Origin of the sequence: Streptomyces sp. NPDC006393, assembly GCF_040628575.1 — a bacterium.
In the GTDB taxonomy this organism is placed as follows: domain Bacteria; phylum Actinomycetota; class Actinomycetes; order Streptomycetales; family Streptomycetaceae; genus Streptomyces.
The window spans coordinates 117,484-135,843 of sequence record NZ_JBEXZD010000005.1; the positions used below are offsets into that span (position 1 = coordinate 117,484).

The 18,360-nt window shown below is 68.8% G+C and carries 17 protein-coding genes and 7 pseudogenes; 12 read left to right on the top strand and 12 right to left on the bottom strand.

The annotated features are described in order from the left end of the window. Positions 1 to 171: 171 nt before the first annotated feature. Positions 172 to 493: pseudogene (locus tag ABZ484_RS04320) on the bottom strand (transposase); the annotation flags it as partial. A 650-nt stretch (positions 494 to 1,143) separates the two neighbouring features. Between ABZ484_RS04320 and ABZ484_RS04325 the strand changes: the two are divergent. Both ABZ484_RS04325 and istB read left to right on the top strand, forming a co-directional pair. Continuing rightward, a pseudogene (locus ABZ484_RS04325) lies at positions 1,144 to 2,212 on the top strand (IS21 family transposase); the annotation flags it as partial. Beyond that, positions 2,209 to 2,982 (top strand): IS21-like element helper ATPase IstB, encoded by a 774-nt coding sequence (gene istB / locus ABZ484_RS04330; RefSeq protein ID WP_358864373.1) that lies wholly within the window; start codon positions 2,209 to 2,211, stop codon positions 2,980 to 2,982. The pseudogene ABZ484_RS04325 and the gene istB, both read left to right, overlap by 4 nt. Before the next feature lie 16 nt (positions 2,983 to 2,998). On the opposite strand, the pseudogene ABZ484_RS04335 reads toward istB, so the two are convergent. Next, positions 2,999 to 3,828 (bottom strand): annotated as a pseudogene (locus tag ABZ484_RS04335) (IS5 family transposase). 56 nt (positions 3,829 to 3,884) lie between these two features. Between ABZ484_RS04335 and ABZ484_RS04340 the strand changes: the two are divergent. The 5 genes and pseudogenes from ABZ484_RS04340 to ABZ484_RS04360 all read left to right on the top strand — a co-directional run. Then, a pseudogene (locus ABZ484_RS04340) lies at positions 3,885 to 4,175 on the top strand (SDR family oxidoreductase); the annotation flags it as partial. Positions 4,176 to 4,201: 26 nt separating this feature from the next. After that, positions 4,202 to 4,522: a carboxymuconolactone decarboxylase family protein gene (locus ABZ484_RS04345; RefSeq protein WP_358864374.1), complete on the top strand. Its 321-nt coding sequence runs from the start codon at positions 4,202 to 4,204 to the stop codon at positions 4,520 to 4,522. Positions 4,523 to 4,592: 70 nt separating this feature from the next. Then, entirely contained in the window at positions 4,593 to 4,991 is a 399-nt protein-coding gene (locus ABZ484_RS04350; RefSeq protein WP_358864375.1) for a cupin domain-containing protein, read from the top strand. Between the two features lie 43 nt (positions 4,992 to 5,034). After that, on the top strand, positions 5,035 to 6,051 hold the full coding sequence (locus tag ABZ484_RS04355) for a zinc-dependent alcohol dehydrogenase family protein (RefSeq protein WP_358864376.1): 1,017 nt from the start codon (positions 5,035 to 5,037) through the stop codon (positions 6,049 to 6,051). A gap of 142 nt (positions 6,052 to 6,193) precedes the next feature. Next, positions 6,194 to 7,372, top strand: coding sequence for an IS30 family transposase (locus tag ABZ484_RS04360; protein ID WP_358864377.1), 1,179 nt, complete (start codon positions 6,194 to 6,196; stop codon positions 7,370 to 7,372). Positions 7,373 to 7,457: 85 nt separating this feature from the next. Here ABZ484_RS04360 and ABZ484_RS04365 read toward each other — a convergent pair whose 3' ends face one another. From ABZ484_RS04365 to ABZ484_RS04380, 4 genes and pseudogenes are all read right to left on the bottom strand, one after another. Further along, the gene (locus tag ABZ484_RS04365) at positions 7,458 to 8,204 is read right to left on the bottom strand and encodes a pentapeptide repeat-containing protein (RefSeq protein ID WP_358864378.1); all 747 of its coding nucleotides are present in this window, start codon (positions 8,202 to 8,204) and stop codon (positions 7,458 to 7,460) included. Positions 8,205 to 8,712: 508 nt separating this feature from the next. Beyond that, the gene (locus ABZ484_RS04370; RefSeq protein WP_358864379.1) at positions 8,713 to 9,084 is read right to left on the bottom strand and encodes a hypothetical protein; all 372 of its coding nucleotides are present in this window, start codon (positions 9,082 to 9,084) and stop codon (positions 8,713 to 8,715) included. An 89-nt stretch (positions 9,085 to 9,173) separates the two neighbouring features. Further along, a pseudogene (gene mihF, locus ABZ484_RS04375) lies at positions 9,174 to 9,489 on the bottom strand (integration host factor, actinobacterial type). Positions 9,490 to 10,005: 516 nt separating this feature from the next. After that, positions 10,006 to 10,164: a hypothetical protein gene (locus ABZ484_RS04380; protein ID WP_358864380.1), complete on the bottom strand. Its 159-nt coding sequence runs from the start codon at positions 10,162 to 10,164 to the stop codon at positions 10,006 to 10,008. 191 nt (positions 10,165 to 10,355) lie between these two features. Between ABZ484_RS04380 and ABZ484_RS04385 the strand changes: the two genes are divergently transcribed. Then, a complete protein-coding gene (locus tag ABZ484_RS04385; RefSeq protein ID WP_358864381.1) occupies positions 10,356 to 10,568 on the top strand; it encodes a hypothetical protein in 213 nt (70 codons plus the stop codon). On the opposite strand, the pseudogene ABZ484_RS04390 reads toward ABZ484_RS04385, so the two are convergent. Beyond that, positions 10,564 to 10,659: pseudogene (locus tag ABZ484_RS04390) on the bottom strand (IS5/IS1182 family transposase); the annotation flags it as partial. The gene ABZ484_RS04385 and the pseudogene ABZ484_RS04390 overlap by 5 nt on opposite strands. A 48-nt stretch (positions 10,660 to 10,707) precedes the next feature. Here ABZ484_RS04390 and ABZ484_RS04395 point away from each other — a divergent pair. Then, a complete protein-coding gene (locus ABZ484_RS04395; protein WP_358864382.1) occupies positions 10,708 to 10,962 on the top strand; it encodes a DUF6332 family protein in 255 nt (84 codons plus the stop codon). 319 nt (positions 10,963 to 11,281) lie between these two features. Next, complete coding sequence (locus ABZ484_RS04400) at positions 11,282 to 11,689, top strand: STAS domain-containing protein (RefSeq protein WP_358864383.1); 408 nt, start codon at positions 11,282 to 11,284, stop codon at positions 11,687 to 11,689. 482 nt (positions 11,690 to 12,171) lie between these two features. Here ABZ484_RS04400 and ABZ484_RS04405 read toward each other — a convergent pair whose 3' ends face one another. After that, positions 12,172 to 12,843, bottom strand: a complete 672-nt coding sequence (locus ABZ484_RS04405) for a DUF4097 family beta strand repeat-containing protein (protein WP_358864384.1) — start codon at positions 12,841 to 12,843, stop codon at positions 12,172 to 12,174. A gap of 470 nt (positions 12,844 to 13,313) precedes the next feature. On the opposite strand from ABZ484_RS04405, the gene ABZ484_RS04410 reads away from it, so the two are divergent. Further along, positions 13,314 to 14,225 carry a hypothetical protein gene (locus tag ABZ484_RS04410; RefSeq protein WP_358864385.1) on the top strand — a complete coding sequence of 304 codons (912 nt, stop codon included), beginning with the start codon at positions 13,314 to 13,316 and terminating at the stop codon, positions 14,223 to 14,225. A gap of 30 nt (positions 14,226 to 14,255) precedes the next feature. Here ABZ484_RS04410 and ABZ484_RS04415 read toward each other — a convergent pair whose 3' ends face one another. From ABZ484_RS04415 to ABZ484_RS04425, 3 genes are all read right to left on the bottom strand, one after another. Further along, positions 14,256 to 14,891, bottom strand: coding sequence for a TetR/AcrR family transcriptional regulator (locus ABZ484_RS04415; RefSeq protein WP_358864406.1), 636 nt, complete (start codon positions 14,889 to 14,891; stop codon positions 14,256 to 14,258). Positions 14,892 to 14,955: 64 nt separating this feature from the next. Continuing rightward, complete coding sequence (locus ABZ484_RS04420; protein ID WP_358864407.1) at positions 14,956 to 15,528, bottom strand: hypothetical protein; 573 nt, start codon at positions 15,526 to 15,528, stop codon at positions 14,956 to 14,958. Between the two features lie 160 nt (positions 15,529 to 15,688). After that, complete coding sequence (locus tag ABZ484_RS04425; RefSeq protein WP_358864386.1) at positions 15,689 to 17,101, bottom strand: pentapeptide repeat-containing protein; 1,413 nt, start codon at positions 17,099 to 17,101, stop codon at positions 15,689 to 15,691. Positions 17,102 to 17,261: 160 nt separating this feature from the next. Between ABZ484_RS04425 and ABZ484_RS04430 the strand changes: the two genes are divergently transcribed. Then, positions 17,262 to 17,615, top strand: a complete 354-nt coding sequence (locus ABZ484_RS04430; protein WP_358864387.1) for a hypothetical protein — start codon at positions 17,262 to 17,264, stop codon at positions 17,613 to 17,615. Here ABZ484_RS04430 and ABZ484_RS04435 read toward each other — a convergent pair. Then, positions 17,602 to 18,357, bottom strand: a pseudogene (locus ABZ484_RS04435) (transposase); the annotation flags it as partial. The gene ABZ484_RS04430 and the pseudogene ABZ484_RS04435 sit on opposite strands and share 14 nt — an antisense overlap. Between the last annotated feature and the right edge of the window lie 3 nt (positions 18,358 to 18,360).

The window sequence follows — 18,360 nt, forward strand, 5'->3', positions numbered from 1 at the left end:
AATGGATCAGACTCCTGGGACTCGGCGGCCTTGAGAACGCGCTGAAGCTCCGCAGCCAAGGGATCACACCCGTCATGGAGAAGGCCCGCCGCGAAAGCGAAGCACGAGCCCGGCTCGCAGCCCGCGCGGCCGAGGACCGGCTCTGGGCTGAAATCGCAGCTGGTTCTTCGACCGCAGCTTGTTCAGCAGCAGCTGGTGGAGCTGGTCAGACGCCGGCCTCGTTCCAGACCGCAAGGCGCCGCCAGCAGGTCATGCCCGAGCCGAAGCCGAGTTCCTGCGGCAGGTACTCCCACTGGATGCCGGTGTGCAGAACGAAGAGGATCCCGCACAGGGCCTGGCGGTCCGGCACCCGCGGTCTGCCCTCGACCTTCTTCGGACCTGGCTTCGGCAGTAACGGCTCGACCAGCGACCACAGTTCGTCTGACACGATCCACGGCCGCGACTGACGGTTCCCCACAACCAGACCTACGAGACAGCAGGCCGAGAGACTCATGATCAGCCGCTTTTGTTAGAGCCAGTAAGCGGCCGTCGGGGCAGCCGGCCACGCGTGCTCATTCGCTGTCTCCTCGCACGACTGCCGCGTAACGCTCGCCCAACTTGGTTCGCAGAATGCTGAGTTGGTGCGCGGCGGTAGCTGCAACATGCGTTGAGTCGGGCTGAGCCCTGGAGTCTACCCACCAAGTTCGATCAGGGTGGCCATTCCGTTCCGCCCGGATCAACGTGTCGATTTCTATGATGTGCTGCGCAAAAGCCTGTGCCCACTCCTGCTCCTCCGGGCGGAGGAAGGGGGACCGGCGGAGAAGGAGCAGATTGACCTGCGTCACCCTGCTCGCCCCAGGCGCGGCAGAGGGGTCTCGGCGAGCGATCGACGTGCGCTGGGCTTCCTCAAGAGCAGACAACGCCTCCCATACCTCCCTCAGCGCCTCCACCCGCTGGGCACGAAAGCTCGCCCGTGTGTCGCGCGCCTGAGCTCGTTGCCACTGCCACAGCCCAGCGACCGTGGCTAACCCGGTACCGATGAAGGTAAGAATGCCGACGGCGACTGTGTCCGAGACCATGCCGTGAGACTACTGAGCAAGCCCGCGAGCCGCTACGACGTGGGCAAACGGGCAGACGCTCCGCAAGCATCGTCGACCGCGGCGCTCGCGGCACATGTTCGTCCGCCCGGTCGTCCACATGGACCAGCACGCCTGGACTCTCGCGCATGCGGAAGCCTTCCGCTACTTCGGCGGTGTCCCGCGCCGGCTGGTGCCGGACAACCTGAAGACCGGGGTGGACAAGCCGGACCTCTACGACCCGCAGATCAACGAGTCGTACGCCGAACTCGCCTACTACTACGGGACGTTGGTGGATCCTACCCGCGCATCGAAGCCGAAGGACAAGCCCCGCGTCGAGCGGCCTATGCCCTATGTCCGCGACTCGTTCTGGAGCGGGCGCCAGTTCACCTCGCTGGAGCACATGCAGGCCGAGGCCCTGCTCTGGGCAACGAACGTCGCGGGCCAGCGGCAGTGCCGGCCGCTGGGCGGCGCGAAGCCGTTGTCGGTGTTCGAGGCGGTGGAAGCCGAGGCCCTCCTCCCTCTGCCCGAGACACGGTTCGTGCTGGCGAGATGGTCAACTGCCCTGGTCGGGCCGGATATTCACGTCAAGGTCGGCCGTACGCTCTACTCGGTGCCCTGGATGCTCATCGGCCGCCGGGTCGATGTCCGCTCCACCGCCACCATGGTCCAGATCTTCCACGAGGGGGCGCTTGTCAAGACCCATGCCGCCCTGGAGCATGGCAAACGCACCGACAAGAACGACTCCCCCCGAGAAGATCGCCTTCCAGATGCGGACGCCGATCTGCTGCCGCGGCCAAGCCTCACAGGTCGGGGACGCCTGCCGGGAGGTAATCGACCAGTTGCTGGAAGTCAACGCGCTCTACCGGCTCCGCGCAGCCCAAGGGGTCCTCGGACTGCGTAAGAAGTACGGCGACACGCGGCTGGAAGCCGCCTGTAGGAAGGCGGTCGCGGTCGGCGACCCGTCCTACCGGACGGTCAAGGGAATCCTGGTCGCCGGCACCGAGACCGATCCGGAGCCGGAGACCGGCGACGCCGGGGCCGCTGCCTTCCTGCACGGCCCCGAGAGCCTGTTCGCCACGGACATCCCCACCCAGGCCCCGGGCGATGTTCACGACGACCAGGACCGCGGTGACGCCGGGGAGGCCGTCCGATGAGCGTGCTGGCCACCGCCCTGCGCGACTCGCTCAGGACCCTGCGGCTGTCCGGGATACTGGAAACGCTCGACGCCCGTCTCACGCAGGCCCAGAAGGGCGAACTGGGACACCTCGACTTTCTCCAGGTTCTTTGCCAGGACGAGATCACCCGCCGCGAGTCCGTCGCCCTCGAACGGCGCGTGCGCAGAGCGAAGTTCGAACAGCAGGCCACCCTGGAGGGCTTCGGCTTCAACGCCTCCCCGAAGCTGCCGGCCGCCCAGATCCGTGACCTCGCGGCCCTGCGCTGGCTCCACTCCGGCGAGTCCATCATTCTGTTCGGCCCGGTCGGCGTCGGGAAGACACACGTCGCCCAGGCCCTCGGCCACCAAGCCATCCGCCAGGGCGCCAACGTCCGCTTCGCCAAGACCAGCCGCATCCTGGCCGAGCTCGCCGACGGCCACGCGGACTGCACCTGGTACAAGCGCATGCGCGCACTCATCCGGCCCGACGTGCTCATCCTCGACGACTTCGCCATGCGCCAGCTGACCGCGTCCCAGGCCGATGACCTCTACGAACTCGTCTCCGAACGGTCAGGCCGGTCCTTGATCATCACCAGCAACCGGGCACCCAGCGACTGGTATCCGCTCTTCCCCAACCCCGTCGTCGCCGAGTCGCTCCTGGACCGGCTCATCAACGCCGGCCACCAGGTCATCATGAACGGGCCCAGCTACCGGCCGAACAAGCGGCCCAAGAACCCCACGGATCGGATCGACAAGCCTCCGGCGGGCTAGGTTCTGTCGTCAAATGTCACGCCCACATCAGCAGGGCTGCGAGGGTGACTGCTGCTTGGTAGGACTCGGTAGTCTTGTCGTACCGGGTGGCGATGCCGCGCCAGTGCTTCAGCTTGTTGAAGCACCGTTCCACCACGTTGCGCCGCTTGTAGGCGTCGCGGTCGAAGGCCGGGGGCCGTCCGCCACGGCTGCCGCGGTTCAGCCGGTTGCGGACCTGGTCGGCTCGCTCGGGAATGGTGTGGCTGATCCCGCGCCGACGCAGCCAGCTGCGGATCGCCCTGGAGCTGTAGCCCTTGTCGCCCAGGAGGTGCGAGGGCCGCACCCGCGGCCGTCCCGGACCCATCCTGGGCACCCGGATCGCCTCCATCAGGGCGGTGAACTGGGTGCAGTCGTTGGTGTTGCCGCCTGTGACGGTGAAGGCGAGCGGGCGGCCGGCGCCGTCGCAGGCCAGGTGAATCTTGCTGGTCAGGCCGCCTCGGGAGCGTCCGAGGGCCGGGTTGCGGAGCCCCCTTTTCGGGAGCCGGCGGCATGCTGGTGGGCGCGGACGATCGTGGAGTCGACCGACACCAGCCAGTCGATGTCCCCGGCGGCGTCCGCGCGGGACTGGGCGGCGCGGAGCATCCGCTCGGATGTGCCGTCCGCCGCCCACCGGCGAAAACGGGTGTGCAGCGTGGCCCACGGCCCGTACCGCTCGGGCACGTCCCGCCAGGCCGTGCCTGTACGGAACTTCCACACGATCCCGTTGAGGACCCTGCGGTCGTCCAGACGCTTGCGCCCACGCGACGACACGGGCAGCAACGGCCGAACGAACTCCCATTCGGCGTCGGACAGTTCATGGCGACGTATCACCCGACCATGATCCACCATTCAAGATCATTTGACGACACACTTTAGGCGCCTATCACGCCTCCAAGCACGGGGTCATCGGATTGACCAAGAGTGCCGCCCTGGAGTACGCCGCCCGCGGCATCCGCATCAACGCCGTGTGCCCCGGCATCATCGCCACCCCCATGGTCGAGCGGATGACCGCCGCCGACGCCGAGGCGATGGACGCCCTGCTGGCCCAGCAGCCCATCGGCCGCCTGGGCCACCCCGAAGAGATCGCCGAGGCCGTGCTGTGGCTGGCCAGCGACAAGGCCAGCTTCGTCATCGGCCACGCCATGGCCGTCGACGGCGGCTACACCGTCCAGTAACGGGCGCGGCAGAAAGGGAAACCACCATGTCTGACCAGCAGCCCTCCGGTGCCTCCCGGATGTTCGGCGACTTCGCCCCGCAACTGGTGCACTTCACCGACGACGTCCTGTTCGGCGAGGTATGGGAGCGCCCCGACCTCGCGGCCCGCGACCGCTCCCTGATCACGGTGGCGAGCCTGGTCACCAGCGGCAGCACCGAACAGCTGCGCCACCACCTGGGCCGGGCCAAGGACAACGGCGTCAGCGAGGCCGAACTGATCGAGGCCATCACCCACCTCGCCTTCTACACCGGCTGGCCCCACGCCATGTCCGCCATGGCCGTGGCCAAGGACCTCTTCCACGGCTGACCCACCCGGCCGGCACACCCGACCAACCGCGCCACGCACCCGCGTGGACCCTCATAACAGGAGCGATCTCATGAAACTGCTCAAGCGGCCCGCCTCCCGCAAGCTGCCGGAGGCCCATCTCACCGGCGACGCCTGGGCCGATGTCATCTACCGCGGCGAGCAGCCGTCGAAGGCGCGGGCGAACGCGGTGCACTTCGCGCCCGGCGCCCGCACCGCCTGGCACTCCCACGGCGTCGGCCAGACCCTCTATATCGTCGAGGGCATCGCTCTGATCCAGTCCCGCGGAGGAAAGATCCTCGAAGCCCACCCCGGCCAGGTCATCTGGACGCCACCGGGCGAGGAACACTGGCACGGCTCCGCCCCCGACCACTTCATGACCCACATCGCGCTGTGGGAAGGCGACGACGTCACCTGGCTCGACCACGTCACCGACGCCGAATACGTCGGCCCCCGTACTCGCGATCTCTGATCCCCCTGTGAACCACCCAGAACATCAACAAGGAGCACACGCCATGCGTGCAGCCATCCTCTACGGACCGGGCGACGTCCGCGTCGAAGAGCGCGACACCCCCAAGATCCTCAAGCCCACCGACGCCGCGATCCGCACGTTCGCCACCTGTGTGTGCGGCTCCGACCTGTGGGACTACCGCGGCATCAACCCCGCCAAGGATCCCGCCCCCACCGGGCACGAATACGTCGGCATCGTCGAAGAAGTCGGCGACCAGGTCACCACAGTGCGGCCAGGCCAGTTCGTCGTCGGCTCGTTCTTCGCCAGCGACGGCACCTGCCCCAACTGCCAAAACGGCTACCCCAGCAACTGCCTGAACCGTGAGTTCGTCGGCGGCTGCCAGGCCGAGTACGTCCGCATCCCATGGGCGGACGGCACCCTCGTCGCCACCCCCGACCTGCCCTCCGACGCGCAGGTGCCCGACCTGCTGGCCTGCTCCGACGTGATGGGGACCGGCTGGTGGGCTGCCGTTGCCGCCGGCGTGCAGCGCGGCGACACCGTCGCCGTCGTCGGTGACGGGGCCGTCGGCCTCTGCTCTGTCCTGGCCGCCCGGGAGCTCGGCGCCGAACGCATCATCGCCATGTCCCGCCACGAGAGCCGCCAGCAACTGGCCCGCGAGTTCGGCGCCACCGACATCGTCACCGAACGCGGCGCCGAGGGCGCGGCCCGGATCAAGGAGATGACCGGCGGGATCGGCGCCGACCGCGTACTGGAATGCGTCGGCACCGAGCAGTCCACCCTGCAGGCCCTGAACGCCACCCGCCCCGGCGGCGGGATCGGCATCGCCGGTGTCCCCCACGGCGTCCAGATCGACGGCGCCGCCCTGTTCTACTCCCACGTCACCGTCCAGGGCGGCCCCGCCCCTGTACGCCGCTTCCTGCCCGACCTCATCGACCGCGTCATGACCGGACGGATCAACCCCGGCCGCGTCTTCGACCTCACCCTGCCCCTCGACCAGGCCGCCGAGGGCTACCAAGCCATGGACGAACGCCGCGCCATCAAGGCGCTCCTGCGCCCCTGACCCCCGCGGAGGCAAGAAGCCTCCCCGCGGTCCGCCGAGGTCCGGTCGGTGAGACCGCGGGGCCCCACCGTCCGCCGATTCCTTCATAAAACCTTGGCACCCTCAAGTGATCAACGCACCGCCCACGGATGACCATGTAATCGTGGAGGCACAGGTGCATGACTACGGGTTCTCGTCGGCTCAGCAGGACGAGGTTTGGAGACGCTGGCGCGAAGGGCAGTCGTTCAGCTTGATTGGGCGGGCGCTCGGGGCACCGATGCACCGCGTCCGCCAGTTCCTGTACCAGAGCGGCGGCGTCCGCCTCGCCCCGCAACAGCGCTCCGATCGGCATTTGACCGGCGGCGAGCGCGAAGAGATATCCCGCGGCATCGCTGCTGGAGAATCAGCCCGGCAGTTGGCCCGGCGCCTGGGCAGATCGCCTTCGACCGTCTCCCGCGAGATTGCCCGCAACGGCGGCCGGGACCGCTATCGTGCCGCGTCCGCCGATGCGGCCGCCTACGCGCGTGGGCGCCGGCCCAAGCAGGCCAAGCTCGCCCAACGGCCCGCCCTGCGCGCCCTGGTGGCGGCCAAGCTGGCCCTGTGCTGGTCACCCGAGCAGATCGCGGGATGGCTGCGACGCCAGTTTCCTGGTGACGCCTCCATGCAGATCTCGCACGAAGCGATCTACCTCTCGCTCTACGACCCTCGTCGGCGCCAGGCGATCGACCGCAGCCTCACCCAGCGGCTGCGGTCAGCCAGGCCCATGCGCCGCCCGAAGATCGCCCGTCGGCCCACCGGGCGGGGCGTCATCCGCGGCATGGTGTCCATCACTGCCCGCCCCGCCGAGGTAGAGGGCCGCAAGGTCCCGGGCCACTGGGAGGGCGACCTCGTGATGGGCACCCGGCCCTCGGCCGTCGCCACGCTCGTCGAGCGCACCAGCCGCTACACAGCCATCATTGCGCTGCCGGACGGCATCAAGGCCGAGCAGGTCACTCCGCACCTTACTCGGAGTCTCCTCAGCATCCCGCCCCAACTGCGGCGGACGCTGACCTGGGACCGGGGCCGGGAGATGGCCGATCACCAGACCATCGCCGCCAAGACAGGGATGCCGATCCATCTCTGCAAGCCGCGGAGCCCGTGGCAGCGCGGCACCAACGAGAACACCAACCGGCTGCTTCGGCAATACCTCCCCAAGGGAGCGGACCTCCGCATGTTCAGCCAGACCGACCTGGACGCCATCGCTCATGAGCTCAACCATCGTCCGCGCAAGACCCATGGGGACCGCACTCCAGCAGAGGTCTACGCTGACCTCTTGAACAGCGGTGACGCGTTGACCGCTTGAGCTTGCCAACGTTTGACGACAGACGGGAGGTGCGGCCGTGGGGACGCGCCGGACGCGAAGGTGTGACGCCGGCAGCGCCTGCCGGTCATCGCTTAGGCGAGGCGCCCTCTGAGGCTTTCAGGTTCGCACCTTCCAGATCCGCGCCCTTCAGAGTGGCGTATTCGAGAGTCGCGCCTTTCACATTCGCGTTCTTCAGGATCGCGTGAGACAGATCCGCGTGGGTGAGGTCCGCTAGTTCCAGGTCCGCCAGCGTCAGGTCCGCGTTGCTCAAGTTCACATTGCGCAGGTTCGAACCGCTCAAGTTGGCGCTCACTTTCGCGCCGTGCAGGTCTGCGCCGTGAAAGTCCGCGCCGTTCGAGCCCGAGGCATCCAGGTTTGCGCCGCTGAGGTTCGCTTGGCTCAGGTCTGCGCCGTTCAGATCGGTCTCGACGAGGTTCGCACCGTGCAGGTCCGCGCCGCGCAGGTTCGCTCCGCTCAACTCCGCGCCGTTCAAATCTATGGGCGTGTCCTTCGCGAGGGGAGTGACGAGGATGGCCAGGGCTGCCGCCACGTCGCTGGCGGGATGGGCCGGAGGCTCGGGGGCGTTCTTGGACAAGACGGCGTGGCTGCGGACGTAGGCGGAGATCACTTGCACGACGGTGGGGGCGTCGCGCGGAGAGTCCTTGGCGATGCGCTCCAAGGCGTACAGGCCACCCAACCGGACCTCCTCGGAATTGTCCCCGAGGTTGGTCACCGCCGCGTTGTAGCGGTTGGTCACCTGCTCGTCCCGGGTCAGCTTCTGCTCCTCCCCGGCCTGGTGGATCGTGACGGCGGTGAAGCCGAGCGCCGCCACCGTGCTGATGCTGACCAGCAGGGATATCGCCCGCTCCAGCCGGCTCCACCCGGACCGGGACTCCGCCGGAGCTGGAACCGCTCTGGCATCCGCTATCTCCGTCCCGGCTCGTGCAGCCTGCCGCGCGGGCGACTCGGTGTCCGCCGGGCCGCCGTTCACCGACGTGGCAGGCGGGCGTGCATCCGCCTCGGCACGCCGATTGAGACGAGCAACGATTCGTCGTAACTGCGCGCTCCGCGCGACGCGACCCACACCCCTCCTGGACATGACGGTATTTCACCATCCAGCCGGCCTTCTATGGAGCTGATGCGGCGCGGTTACGCTCGACGAGCGGTCTGGCGCGCGGAGCGGCGAGCCAGTCGTCGATGTCGTGGACGTGCTCGACGGCGCTGCCCGCCTGGGCTCAGTGCCCGTCCCGCAGGGAACTCCGCGTGCCACAGCCTGCCGGGCGGCGCGTGCTGCAGGCCGCGCCCGAGAATCCGTGAGGTGACACACAGCCATTGGGCTGTCACTGCTTGCTGCCTTCGTCCTCGTCGAGTTCCGGTACGTCTGAGTTACGCAGCGGGCGCAGGGCGCCGGCTGCCGGAACGGAGACCGTTCGAACTCTGGTGTCAGACGGTGCCCCTGATACGGCCCAGTGTGCTGCAGCGTCGAGGCTGGCCGGGGGCTGATTCGCGCCTGGGGGCAGCAGGTTTTTCAGGTTGCTCTCCATCAGGCGCTCATCCGCAAGGCGCGGCTCGCGAGGGTCGACGCCGGTGTCCGTGACGGCCGTCAGGTCGGCAGTGACGGTCATCCCCGTGCCCGGTAGTTCCTTCGGGCTCAGGCCGGTCGCGGTCATCAGGTCCGCTGTGCGGATCGGCACGGTGATCTGGCCGCGCATCCAGCCGGGTAGGATCAGGTGAGAGACCTCCGTGCCCACGCGGTGGACACGTGCTGGGGTCCGCTTGCGAAGGCCATGGCGTGTGCTGGTCATTGGGCGGTGTCGAACAGGGCCAGCAGCCGGGCGCGCTGGGCAGCACCGAGTCCCCGGGCCCGGCGGCGGTCGGAGACGCCGAGATCGCTCATCAGCTGCCCGGCGCGGATCTTGCCTGTACCAGGCATGGCCTCCAGCAGCCGGCGGACGTTACGTCCTACCGACCACGGCGTCATCCCGGTCGAGCACGTTCTTCAGCGTGAGGCGGTCGGCCTTGAGCGCGGCCAGGACCTCTGCCCGCTCACGGCGGATGGCTGCCGCTTTCTGCAGTGCCGCGGTGCGCTGAGCCGGGTGAGCGGGGGCAGCGGCCATCTGGTGGGTCCTTCCCTCGGGATTGGGAGGCCATCATCGCCCGATGAATGCCCGTTGACCAGGTGGTTCACCGCTGCCAGTGGGGGTTGAGCAGGCCAGTGCGGGTCTTCGACACCGATCTTCCGGTCATGCGGCGGTGCAGGCCGGGGTGGGAGGTGCCCGAGGTTCACACGAGCACCCCTACCAAGAGCGCGGCGATCACAGTGAGCGCTGCCACCGGCGTCATGACCACCCGCAACCGCCCCCACCGGCCGGCCACGTCACGACCCGAGCCTGCGGGCGAAAGCCGCTGCCGACTCGGCAGACGGAACAACGCACGGATCCGGCGGTCAACCCCGCCCGCGTCGTCCAGCCAGCAGGCGCCGCTCGGCTGGGCGCAGATCACCCGGGGACCCTCGTCTTTCACAGCAGCCACACCGAGCCAACGACGGACCACGCCCGTCGGCCACTGTCGGGAGTCCGCTCGTGATCGCCCCGCCGCAGGATCGTGACCAGGCAGAGCGAACCCGACTGAAGTCACTGCCTGCGAGACGCGAGGGGGGTCGGCCAGGACGTCAGACCGCCGCTGCCCGAGGGGGCGCGCCGCGTCGCCTCCTCCAGCGAGGGGTAGAACTGGTAGACGTCGAGCCAGCCACAGACCTGGAAGACCTTCAGCAGCCTGTCGGCGACGCACACGAAGCGAAGCGAACCCTTATGGGCACAGAGGCCTTTGGTGATGCTGGTGAGACTGCGTTCCGCCCAGCGCAGCACAGTCTCACCTGGGTGCCTGTTTTTCTGCCTGCACCCGGGCGATGAGTTGGATGGGGGCGACAACTACACTCGCCGACGCCGTGATCACGCGGGCCCGCAGAGTTGAGGAACCGATCATGCAGAATCCGTTCAGGGATGGCGGTCCGCTCGAGGTAGCCATGGGGCTGCTCGGTCTGCTGATCTCGATCGCTCTGCTGTGGAAGGGCATACAACTGGCCCAGAACGGGGCCTCGTGGTGGTGGCCGCTGACGGCAGGGGTGATGGTCGTCCTCAGCCTGCATGGCCTGTATCGGCGCCGCCACCGGACGAAACGCCAGAGTAGCCTGTAGACACCGCGACGTGTCTCTTCCGCCCGTTGATCAACTTGGCGGGATCGAATCCGCGAGTCGCTTTGCTCACCGTAGACGCGCCCTTGACCGACGGTCAGTCGCAAGCGCGGTGACTTGACCGCGATGTGAGACTTGCAGCATGGACATGGGGCGTGAGTCGCGGTGGGAAAAGGACGCAATCACGGTGGAGATCGGCTTCGCCCTGGTGACTGCCGCCGCGCTGGCTGGGGTGATCTTTGCCGTCGTCTGGACTCTTGCCCTGGCCCTTGACCTCTCTGGTTCGGCAGAGAGGTGTGTGTTGGCGGGGGGTGCACTGCTCGGAGCGGTGGCCGGAGTGTGGCGTCTGGTAAGGGTGTTGCTTCTGTTCGACGAGCAGCGCCGGATGGGCCACTGACTACGGACGGGCCCTACGCGCGGGGAGGACGACCTGCCCCGCCCCCGGCTCACCCCCGGCAGCGCCCTCCCAGCGCATCCTCATCAGGGCAGCAAGGTCGGCGCGAGGCACACCGAAGTCCCTCCGTTTGCGGGATCTATGCCTTCGGCATGGAGTGGAGACACACCCTCCGGGCTGGCCGACCCCGGCGCCCGCTGCCGCGGTCAGGAGCGGAGCCCATCGCCGTCGCCGGGAGGCCGGCTCGTGAGAGTCGCTGCCCGGCCGGTGGGCCGGCGACGGGCCCGCGGGCCGGGCAGCCCCTGGTGGAGAGGAGCGGGCCATGCGGCACAGCATCTTTCACGACGAGCGTCTGGACCTGGCCTGCTACCCGGTCAACGGCTGGACTGTGGTCGAGGTCGGCGGGGAGGTCGATGTCCACACGGCCCCCAGGATCGGCGAAGCGGTCAGCATGCTGCTGCGCACGGGCCATCGCCACTTCGTTCTGGATCTGTGCCCGGTTCCGATCCTGGATTCCCAGGGTCTGGGCATGCTCATCGCGATCACCAAGCGGATCCGTGACCGCGAGGGCTCCCTGTGCCTGACGTGCGCCGATGAGCGGATCCTGAAGGTCTTCAGGGCCACTGAGCTGCGCAGGGTGTATGCGTTTTACGACTCGGTGGAAGCGGCGACACGGAACGCCCCGCACCGTGGCGGCCTGGCCGGATGGCCGCGGCCCCTCCTGCGGTGAACCGCACGCGGACGCGGGTCCGGGTCCCCAGCACCTGGCAGCCCGGCCACGAGACCGCGCCAGGGGTGGCCGACTTGCGGGAGGGAGAGGAGCCGGCAACACCCGGGGCGCGGGTGCCCGCCCGCGGGACGTGCGTACCGGTACCCCTTCAGCCCCAGCCACGCCCGACACGTCACAGCGCTCGCCGCCCCAGCCCGCGCTGCTCCACCTAAGTGGAACCGACGACCACCACGCTGGCCCCAACCGCAAGGCCGGGTCCTGCTCGGTCTGCAGCAGGACAAGGAGGAGCAGTGATCGCCGAAGACTGCCGCGTTCAGGACAGGGCCTTGGGGCGCGACGCGTCCTGCCCGGCAAAGGAGGAAGTACCAGGCAGGACCGCCGGTCGCGTCGGCGCGGACCCGGCCTCGCACAGGCCTCCGCCGTCCGTTCGCCGCGATGGCCAAGGTGGTCATGAGAAGTCCCCCCTTTGACCGGCTGCGGATCTACAGGCTGCGGGCGGTGATGTCGCCGTGGGCGGTGGTGGCGTGGATGGTCAGGCCAGCGGCGTCGTCGGCGGTGTTCTTGAGCGCGTTGTGGATCCGGCCGTAGGTGGTGCCGGCGTCCAGGGAGGCGGAGACTTCGCGGGCGGCACCGACGGTGATGTCGCCCATCTGGGTGCTCAGGGTGAGTGTGCCGCGCACGGCCTCGGTGATGTTCAGGTCGCCCTTGTGGGTGCTGATCTGCGCGGGGCCGTTCAGGCGGCCGACCGTGATGTCGCCGTCGTGGGCGGTGAGGCGGGCACTTGCGGCCTCGTCGAGCTTGACCGAGCGGTAGCCGCCGTCGAAGGTGACGTCGCCGAGCCGTCCGACGGTGCGGAGCTCGGCGGCGTCCGCTTTGGCCTCGACGTGGGAGCCGGCGGGCAGTTGGACCGTGATCTCGACGGATCCGGAGTGTCCCTGGACCCGGTTCTTGGCCTCGGGGGCCGCGATGCGCAGGACGCCGTCGCTGTAGGCGACTTCGATCTCCTCGGCGGCCTTGACGTCGCGGCTCTTGGCGGCGTTGGCGGGCCGGACCTCGACAGTGGTGTCGGTGCGGTCGGCGGCGATGAGCTGGATGCGTCCGGCGGGGATGTCCAGGACGGTGCTCACCGGGGCGGGGGTGTGGAACTTCTGCATCGTGCGCTCCTTCATCCATCGCGCGGGCCCCTTCCGACCCGTTGTTTCTGATGTAGTAAACGCTACGTTGCATTCATGATTATGGCAACAAGCTTGTTGCGCGAAATATTTGTTCCTGCACCTAGAAGCCAAGAATTCGTTGCAACGGTTCAAATTCTAATGCAACACCCTTCGCCTGATTCGTTGCAATGGATTGGGGTGAACACTCTGCTGATGCCATGCACCGCACCGCGCAGGAGAGACCGCGATGCTGGGAGGCGGGCGCACACGGCGGGAACGCCAGCAGATCGCACCGGGCCTGGCCTACGGCCTCGCCCGCACGCAGACCGCGAGATGGTCCGTCCGCCGGGCGGTGTTCCACTGACGGCCGCAAGGGTGGGCTGCACGCTGAGCAAGCCGTCGCGGAGTTTCCCAGCGAATGGTGCAAAGCTGGCCGTAGTCGAGGAGGGAGGGAAGGGCGGCGGTGAGCCGTGGATCTGAACAGCGTCGCTGAGGAGCTGTACACGCTGCATCCGACCCAGTTCGTCGGGGCGCGCACCGCACGCGTGGAAGAGGCCCTCGCCACGGGGAAAGCCGCCCTCGCTGCTCAGATCGCCGCACTGAAGCGCCCGACGCTGTCGTCCTGGGCCAGCAACCTGCTGGTCCACTCCGAGCCAAAGCAGACCGCCCGGCTGCTGCGCCTGGGCGAAGGCCTCCGCCAAGCTCACCAGGAACATGCCCGCACCCAGCTCAGACGCCTCCACCGGCAGCAGCACACCCTCGTGGCGGCGCTCTCCGAGCAGGCCCGCTTGCTGGCGGCCGAGGCCGGGCACCCCATCGGGCAGGCCACGCAGCGCAAGGTGGAACAGACCCTGCAGGCGGCTCTGGCCGATCCGGCGGCAGCGGAGAAATGGGCCTCCGGCCGACTTGTCAGAGCCCTCACCCCTCCCGTCGGCTTCAGCACAGCTACGGGCGCGCTCAACGAGACATCCGCCCGGTCGGCCGCCGCACCTGGCCGAACGCGCGCAGGAAAGCCACCACCGGAACCGGAGCACCCCGGCGTCAAGACCGACCGCAGGGTGCAGCGGGACGCGGAAGCAGCCGAGCAGCGCGCCCGGCAACGGGAAGAAGAGCACGATCAAGCGCGAGCGGAGGTCGAGTGCGCTGAAACTGCCCTGCGGGACCTCGAGGAACGCGCGACCGAGCTGGCTCAGCAACTCCACGCCACGGTCGAACTGCGGCGCCGCATGCGCAACGACCTGGACCAGGCACGCCGGCGAGCCGCACAGACAGAACACGCTGCACAGCAGGCACGCCATGCCGCCGAGGCGGCGCGAGCCCGTGCCGGGCGTTCGGCGAGCCGCGGCACCCAGCGCCGAAGCGGGTCAGAGGTGGTTGCGTAGGCAGGCAGGACCCATACCGCCGCCGCAGCGCTATGGTTCGCGTGCCCCCGACCGGCGCTTCCCGACCTCGGGGGCGGTGGCGCTCTGGCTGGCGCGGCGCATGGCCTCGTACAGCGCGCTGTCCTCGGGCGGGTCGGGCAGCGGGCCGCGGGCCGGGGCCTGGAAGGACTGGACCATCCATGCCACCAGCCGGCGCCAGGCGTCCGGGGCGGCATCGGCCGTGGCGCTGAGGACTCCGGCGTTGGCCATCAGCAGCAGCACGAGATCACGGCTGGTGAAGTCCTCACGCAGCTGCCCGCTGTCCTGGGCGCGGCCGATGAGTTCCAGGAAGCCCTCGTACGCCCGGGCGTGGTGCTGCTCCAGTTCCGGGACGCCGGGGAAGCTCATGGTCAGGACGTCGGCGAAGCCGCGGTCGGCGGCCTGCATCGCGCAGACGTCCTGGATGTAGCCGGTGAAGCCGTGCCACGGGTCGGGGTCGGCCAGGGCCTCGGTGGTGGCCTGCGCGTACGTCTTCATGCGGTCGGCGAAGACCGCTGCGACGAGATCCTCCTTGCGGGGGACGTGGCGGAAGAGGGTGGCGATCCCCACCCCCGTCTCCCGGGCGACCGAGGCCATCGACGCGTTCAGCCCGTCGCGCCCGAAGACCGTGCGCGCAGCGGCGATGATCCGCCCCCGGTTGCGCTTCGCGTCGCTGCGCTTGGACTGACCTGCGGAAACGTCCGTACCGGCGTCAGCTTCGGTGTGCGGGTTTCGGGTTCTTCTGGGCTGCCCTGGACAGCCCGATGGGCTGGGCGGAGGCGAAGGTACGGGCGGAGTCGGCGAGGCTGTCGAGCATCTCGTCGAACACTTCGTCCGCCAGCTCGGCTGTGTCGACGTGTGCGGTGGCCTCGTCGACGGCGCGGCGGGCCCATTCGCGTTGCTCGGCTGGCAGGGCGTCGAAGGGGGAGGCGAGTACGGCGTCGATGTTGAGGCGGGAGACGTCCAGACGGGAGACGTCCAGGCGGAATCCGGCGTCGATGTCGGCGTACCGGATCCGCAGCCTTTCAGCGAGAGAGGCGAGGGCCTGGGAGAGTTGGTTGGTACTGGCTTCGAGGGCCGGAGCCATGATCTGTGCATACTGCTGGGCGAACCGCTCTTGATGGGCCGCGTTGAAGCGGCGGACCGCCTCGTTCAGCGGGCCCGTCTGTGCGGCGGAGAACTCTGCGATCTGGCGGCGGAAGTTCTCCATGGCGGGACTATTGGCCATGGACTCGCTGATACGGCGGGCCAGGTCCTGTATGGGGTCGGGTTGCTCGTCGGACATGGCGCTCATCCTCGCCGATAGCCGTCCGGCTGGTCGTGGGGCTCCAGCAACTTCGTGGTCCAACCAGTTGCAGCCGCCGTATCTGTCTGACGGCAGCGAGTCCCGCCCGCCGCCAACTCCGGCATGTACCAGTACAGAGTCAGTGACAGCCGCTCCCTCATCAGGAGCCAGCCGGATACCAGGCGGGAGGCAGAAGGAGGCCGGCTGGTATGGGCGACCCATCCGGCGGAAGCAGGCCAGACGGTGCTGTACCGACGGCTTGCCTGAAGTCGACCGTGCCCCCGGAGATGACCGTTCCGGTGAAGTGGACCGTGCCGTCGGAGATCTGAGCGTCGCCGAAGTGGACCGTGCTGCCGGAGAACGTGGCCTGGTGGAAGTCGACCGTGCCTCCGGCGAAATCGGCCCCGCGGAAGTCGACCGTGCCGTCGGAGAACGTCGACCCGGCGAAGTGGACCGCGCCGCCGGAGAGCGTCGACCTGAAGAAGTCGACGTCGCCGCCGGAGAACGTCACACCGAAGAAGCCGACCGTCCCTCCGGAGAGCGTCGCCCCCGTGAAGCTGACCTCGCCACCGGAGAGCGTCGCCCCGAAGAAGCTGACTGTGCCGCCGGAGAACGTCGACCCGCCGAAGTGGACCTCGCCGCCGGAGAACGTCGCACTGCCGAAGTTGACCTCGCCGCCGGAGAACGTCGCCACCATGAAGAGGACCTCGCCGCCGGAGAACGTCGCACTGCCGAAGTTGACCTCGCCGCCGGAGAACTGAGCGTCACCGAAGCGGACCGTGCCGCCGGAGAACGTCGCCCCGAAGAAGTTGACCTCGCCGCCGGAGAACGTCGACCTGAAGAAGTCGACCTCGCCGTTGGAGAACGTCGCCCCCGTGAAGCTGACCGTGCCGCCGGAGAACACGGCCCCAGAGAAGTCTCCGCCGTCGAACGTGACTCCGGTGAAGTCGAAGTCGTGGCCCTGCCAGGAGTGCGGATGTCCAGAATCCAGACGGAGGTGGTCACGGACGAGGCGGATGACGGTGTGCCGTACTTCCCGCAGGGCCAGGTAGGCGTGCCGGGCCTCCGTGTCGCCCGCCGGGAGGTCGGCCTCCGCTGCGTAGGGCAGGCGCAGGTAGGCGCACAGGACGTCGATGCACGTCTGGCGCAGGGCCCGGGTGGGGGCGTCGTCGGCGAGGCCGGCCAGGGCGTGCACCCCGCCGAGGCGCACGGCGGGGGACGCGTCGCCGAGCTGGGAGACGGCCGTGGTGAAGCGTTCGGTGTGCAGGCGCGTGGCCTCGCGCAGGGCGCCGTCCTCGTCGACGCGCTGGCGCCGGTAGGCCACCACCAGGGCGACCAGGGCGCCGGCTCCGGCGACCACGCCGAAGGACAGCTTGACCAGGTCGAAGAGCGTCTTGGAGTCGATGCGGTGCTCGGGTTTAAGCCCGCGGGCGCCGAGCAGGTCCCATCCGGCGTAGAACACCGCGGCGGCCACCAAGACCGCGGCTACGAAGGACAGGACGAGCACGCGGCCGACCGGCCACAGGCGCAGGCCCCGCCGTTCCGCCCGGCGCTGCAACGTAGGTACTCCCATACCCGATCAAGACTGTTATCGGTGCCAGCTGGTTGCGGCCGCCGTGCCCGCCCGACGGGAGCGGGCCGGGTGCGCTCGTGCGCACCCCACGTTGCTATGCCGTCAAGCTGGGCGGGATCGGGGCCTCGAACAACGACGGCCTCGCGGATAGCCTTGCCGCATGACCGAATCGGCCTCTGTCCAGCACTCCTTGCCGACGTGGGACCAGGTGGCCGCGCTGCGAGACTTCATCGACGGACGGACGTACGCGGCCGCAGTTCCGACCATCCGCCTCAACGGGGAGCCGCCTCATGTCCCAAATTCCGCCCTGGCGCGCGTGGCGCAGGTCAACGGGGCCCTCTACGAAGTCACGTCCCATCTGTGCCGTCGGCTGTATGACGAGCTTGAGAGTGGTCACCCTGGCCCCATCGCCCAAGCATCGTGGGATGCACTCCTCACGATCACCGCGGCCTGGCGCGATGATCCAGAGCTGCCGGGCTGGGTGAACGGGATGCTGCCCGTCAAGCTGCGCTGACTGCGAGCTTAGGCAGTCCAGGGAAAGCGGACTGCTCGTCGAAGAGCTTGCGGTGCTGGAGGCAGTGGTAGAGCTGGCCGATCATACGGTTGAAGAGGTTCCGCTGGGCAGCAGCATGCCAGTCGCCGTGCTCGCGTCGCCGCCGGCAGTGGGCGTTGGCCCCGGTGGAGTTCCGTAGCGAGGCGAAGGCCCAGAGGTAGCCGGCGTGGTTGAGGCGGTCGTTCTTCACCCAGCGTCTGGTGATGGCGGACCTCGTGCCGGAGGCGCGGGTGATGGGTGAGGAGCCGGCGTAGGCCTTGAGGCCGCGGGCGTCGGCGAAGCGAGTGCGGTCGTCGCCGATCTCGGCCAGGATGCGGGCGGCGAGCTGGATGCCGAGTCCAGGGAAGCTCAGGAGGATCTCGGCGTCCGGGTGCTGAGGCAAGGCTTCTTCCGCCGCTTCGGCGAGCTGGTCGGCGGCGGTGCAGGCGGCGTCGAGTCGGATGAGGAGGGCGAGCATCTGCTTGCCGAGCGCGTCCTCGACCAACAGAGGCTGGTGGGCCCACTCACCGCAGAAGACTTCATGGAGGCGTTCGGCCTCGGCTTCGATGCCGCGCTTGCGGCCGGCTCGCTTGAGCGCGGCCTGGATCTGGGTGCGGGTCAGCCGTGCAGCCCGGGACGGGGTCGGCGCGGTCTTGAGCAGTTCCCGGGCCTCCGGCCGGCACAGGCCGTTGGTCCAGGTGGCGAAGGCGGCGAGGGCGGCGGGGCT

Bases quoted from the DNA above. Each gene is read 5' to 3' on its own strand.
- ABZ484_RS04370 (WP_358864379.1), bottom strand. From the start codon at position 9,084: ATGCGCGGCCAGATCACCGTGCCGATCCGCACAGCGGACCTGATGACC.
- istB (WP_358864373.1), top strand. From the start codon at position 2,209: ATGAGCGTGCTGGCCACCGCCCTGCGCGACTCGCTCAGGACCCTGCGG.
- ABZ484_RS04350 (WP_358864375.1), top strand. From the start codon at position 4,593: ATGAAACTGCTCAAGCGGCCCGCCTCCCGCAAGCTGCCGGAGGCCCAT.
- ABZ484_RS04420 (WP_358864407.1), bottom strand. From the start codon at position 15,528: ATGTCCGACGAGCAACCCGACCCCATACAGGACCTGGCCCGCCGTATC.
- ABZ484_RS04395 (WP_358864382.1), top strand. From the start codon at position 10,708: ATGGACATGGGGCGTGAGTCGCGGTGGGAAAAGGACGCAATCACGGTG.
- ABZ484_RS04345 (WP_358864374.1), top strand. From the start codon at position 4,202: ATGTCTGACCAGCAGCCCTCCGGTGCCTCCCGGATGTTCGGCGACTTC.
- ABZ484_RS04385 (WP_358864381.1), top strand. From the start codon at position 10,356: ATGCAGAATCCGTTCAGGGATGGCGGTCCGCTCGAGGTAGCCATGGGG.
- ABZ484_RS04430 (WP_358864387.1), top strand. From the start codon at position 17,262: ATGACCGAATCGGCCTCTGTCCAGCACTCCTTGCCGACGTGGGACCAG.
- ABZ484_RS04355 (WP_358864376.1), top strand. From the start codon at position 5,035: ATGCGTGCAGCCATCCTCTACGGACCGGGCGACGTCCGCGTCGAAGAG.
- ABZ484_RS04425 (WP_358864386.1), bottom strand. From the start codon at position 17,101: ATGGGAGTACCTACGTTGCAGCGCCGGGCGGAACGGCGGGGCCTGCGC.
- ABZ484_RS04405 (WP_358864384.1), bottom strand. From the start codon at position 12,843: ATGCAGAAGTTCCACACCCCCGCCCCGGTGAGCACCGTCCTGGACATC.
- ABZ484_RS04400 (WP_358864383.1), top strand. From the start codon at position 11,282: ATGCGGCACAGCATCTTTCACGACGAGCGTCTGGACCTGGCCTGCTAC.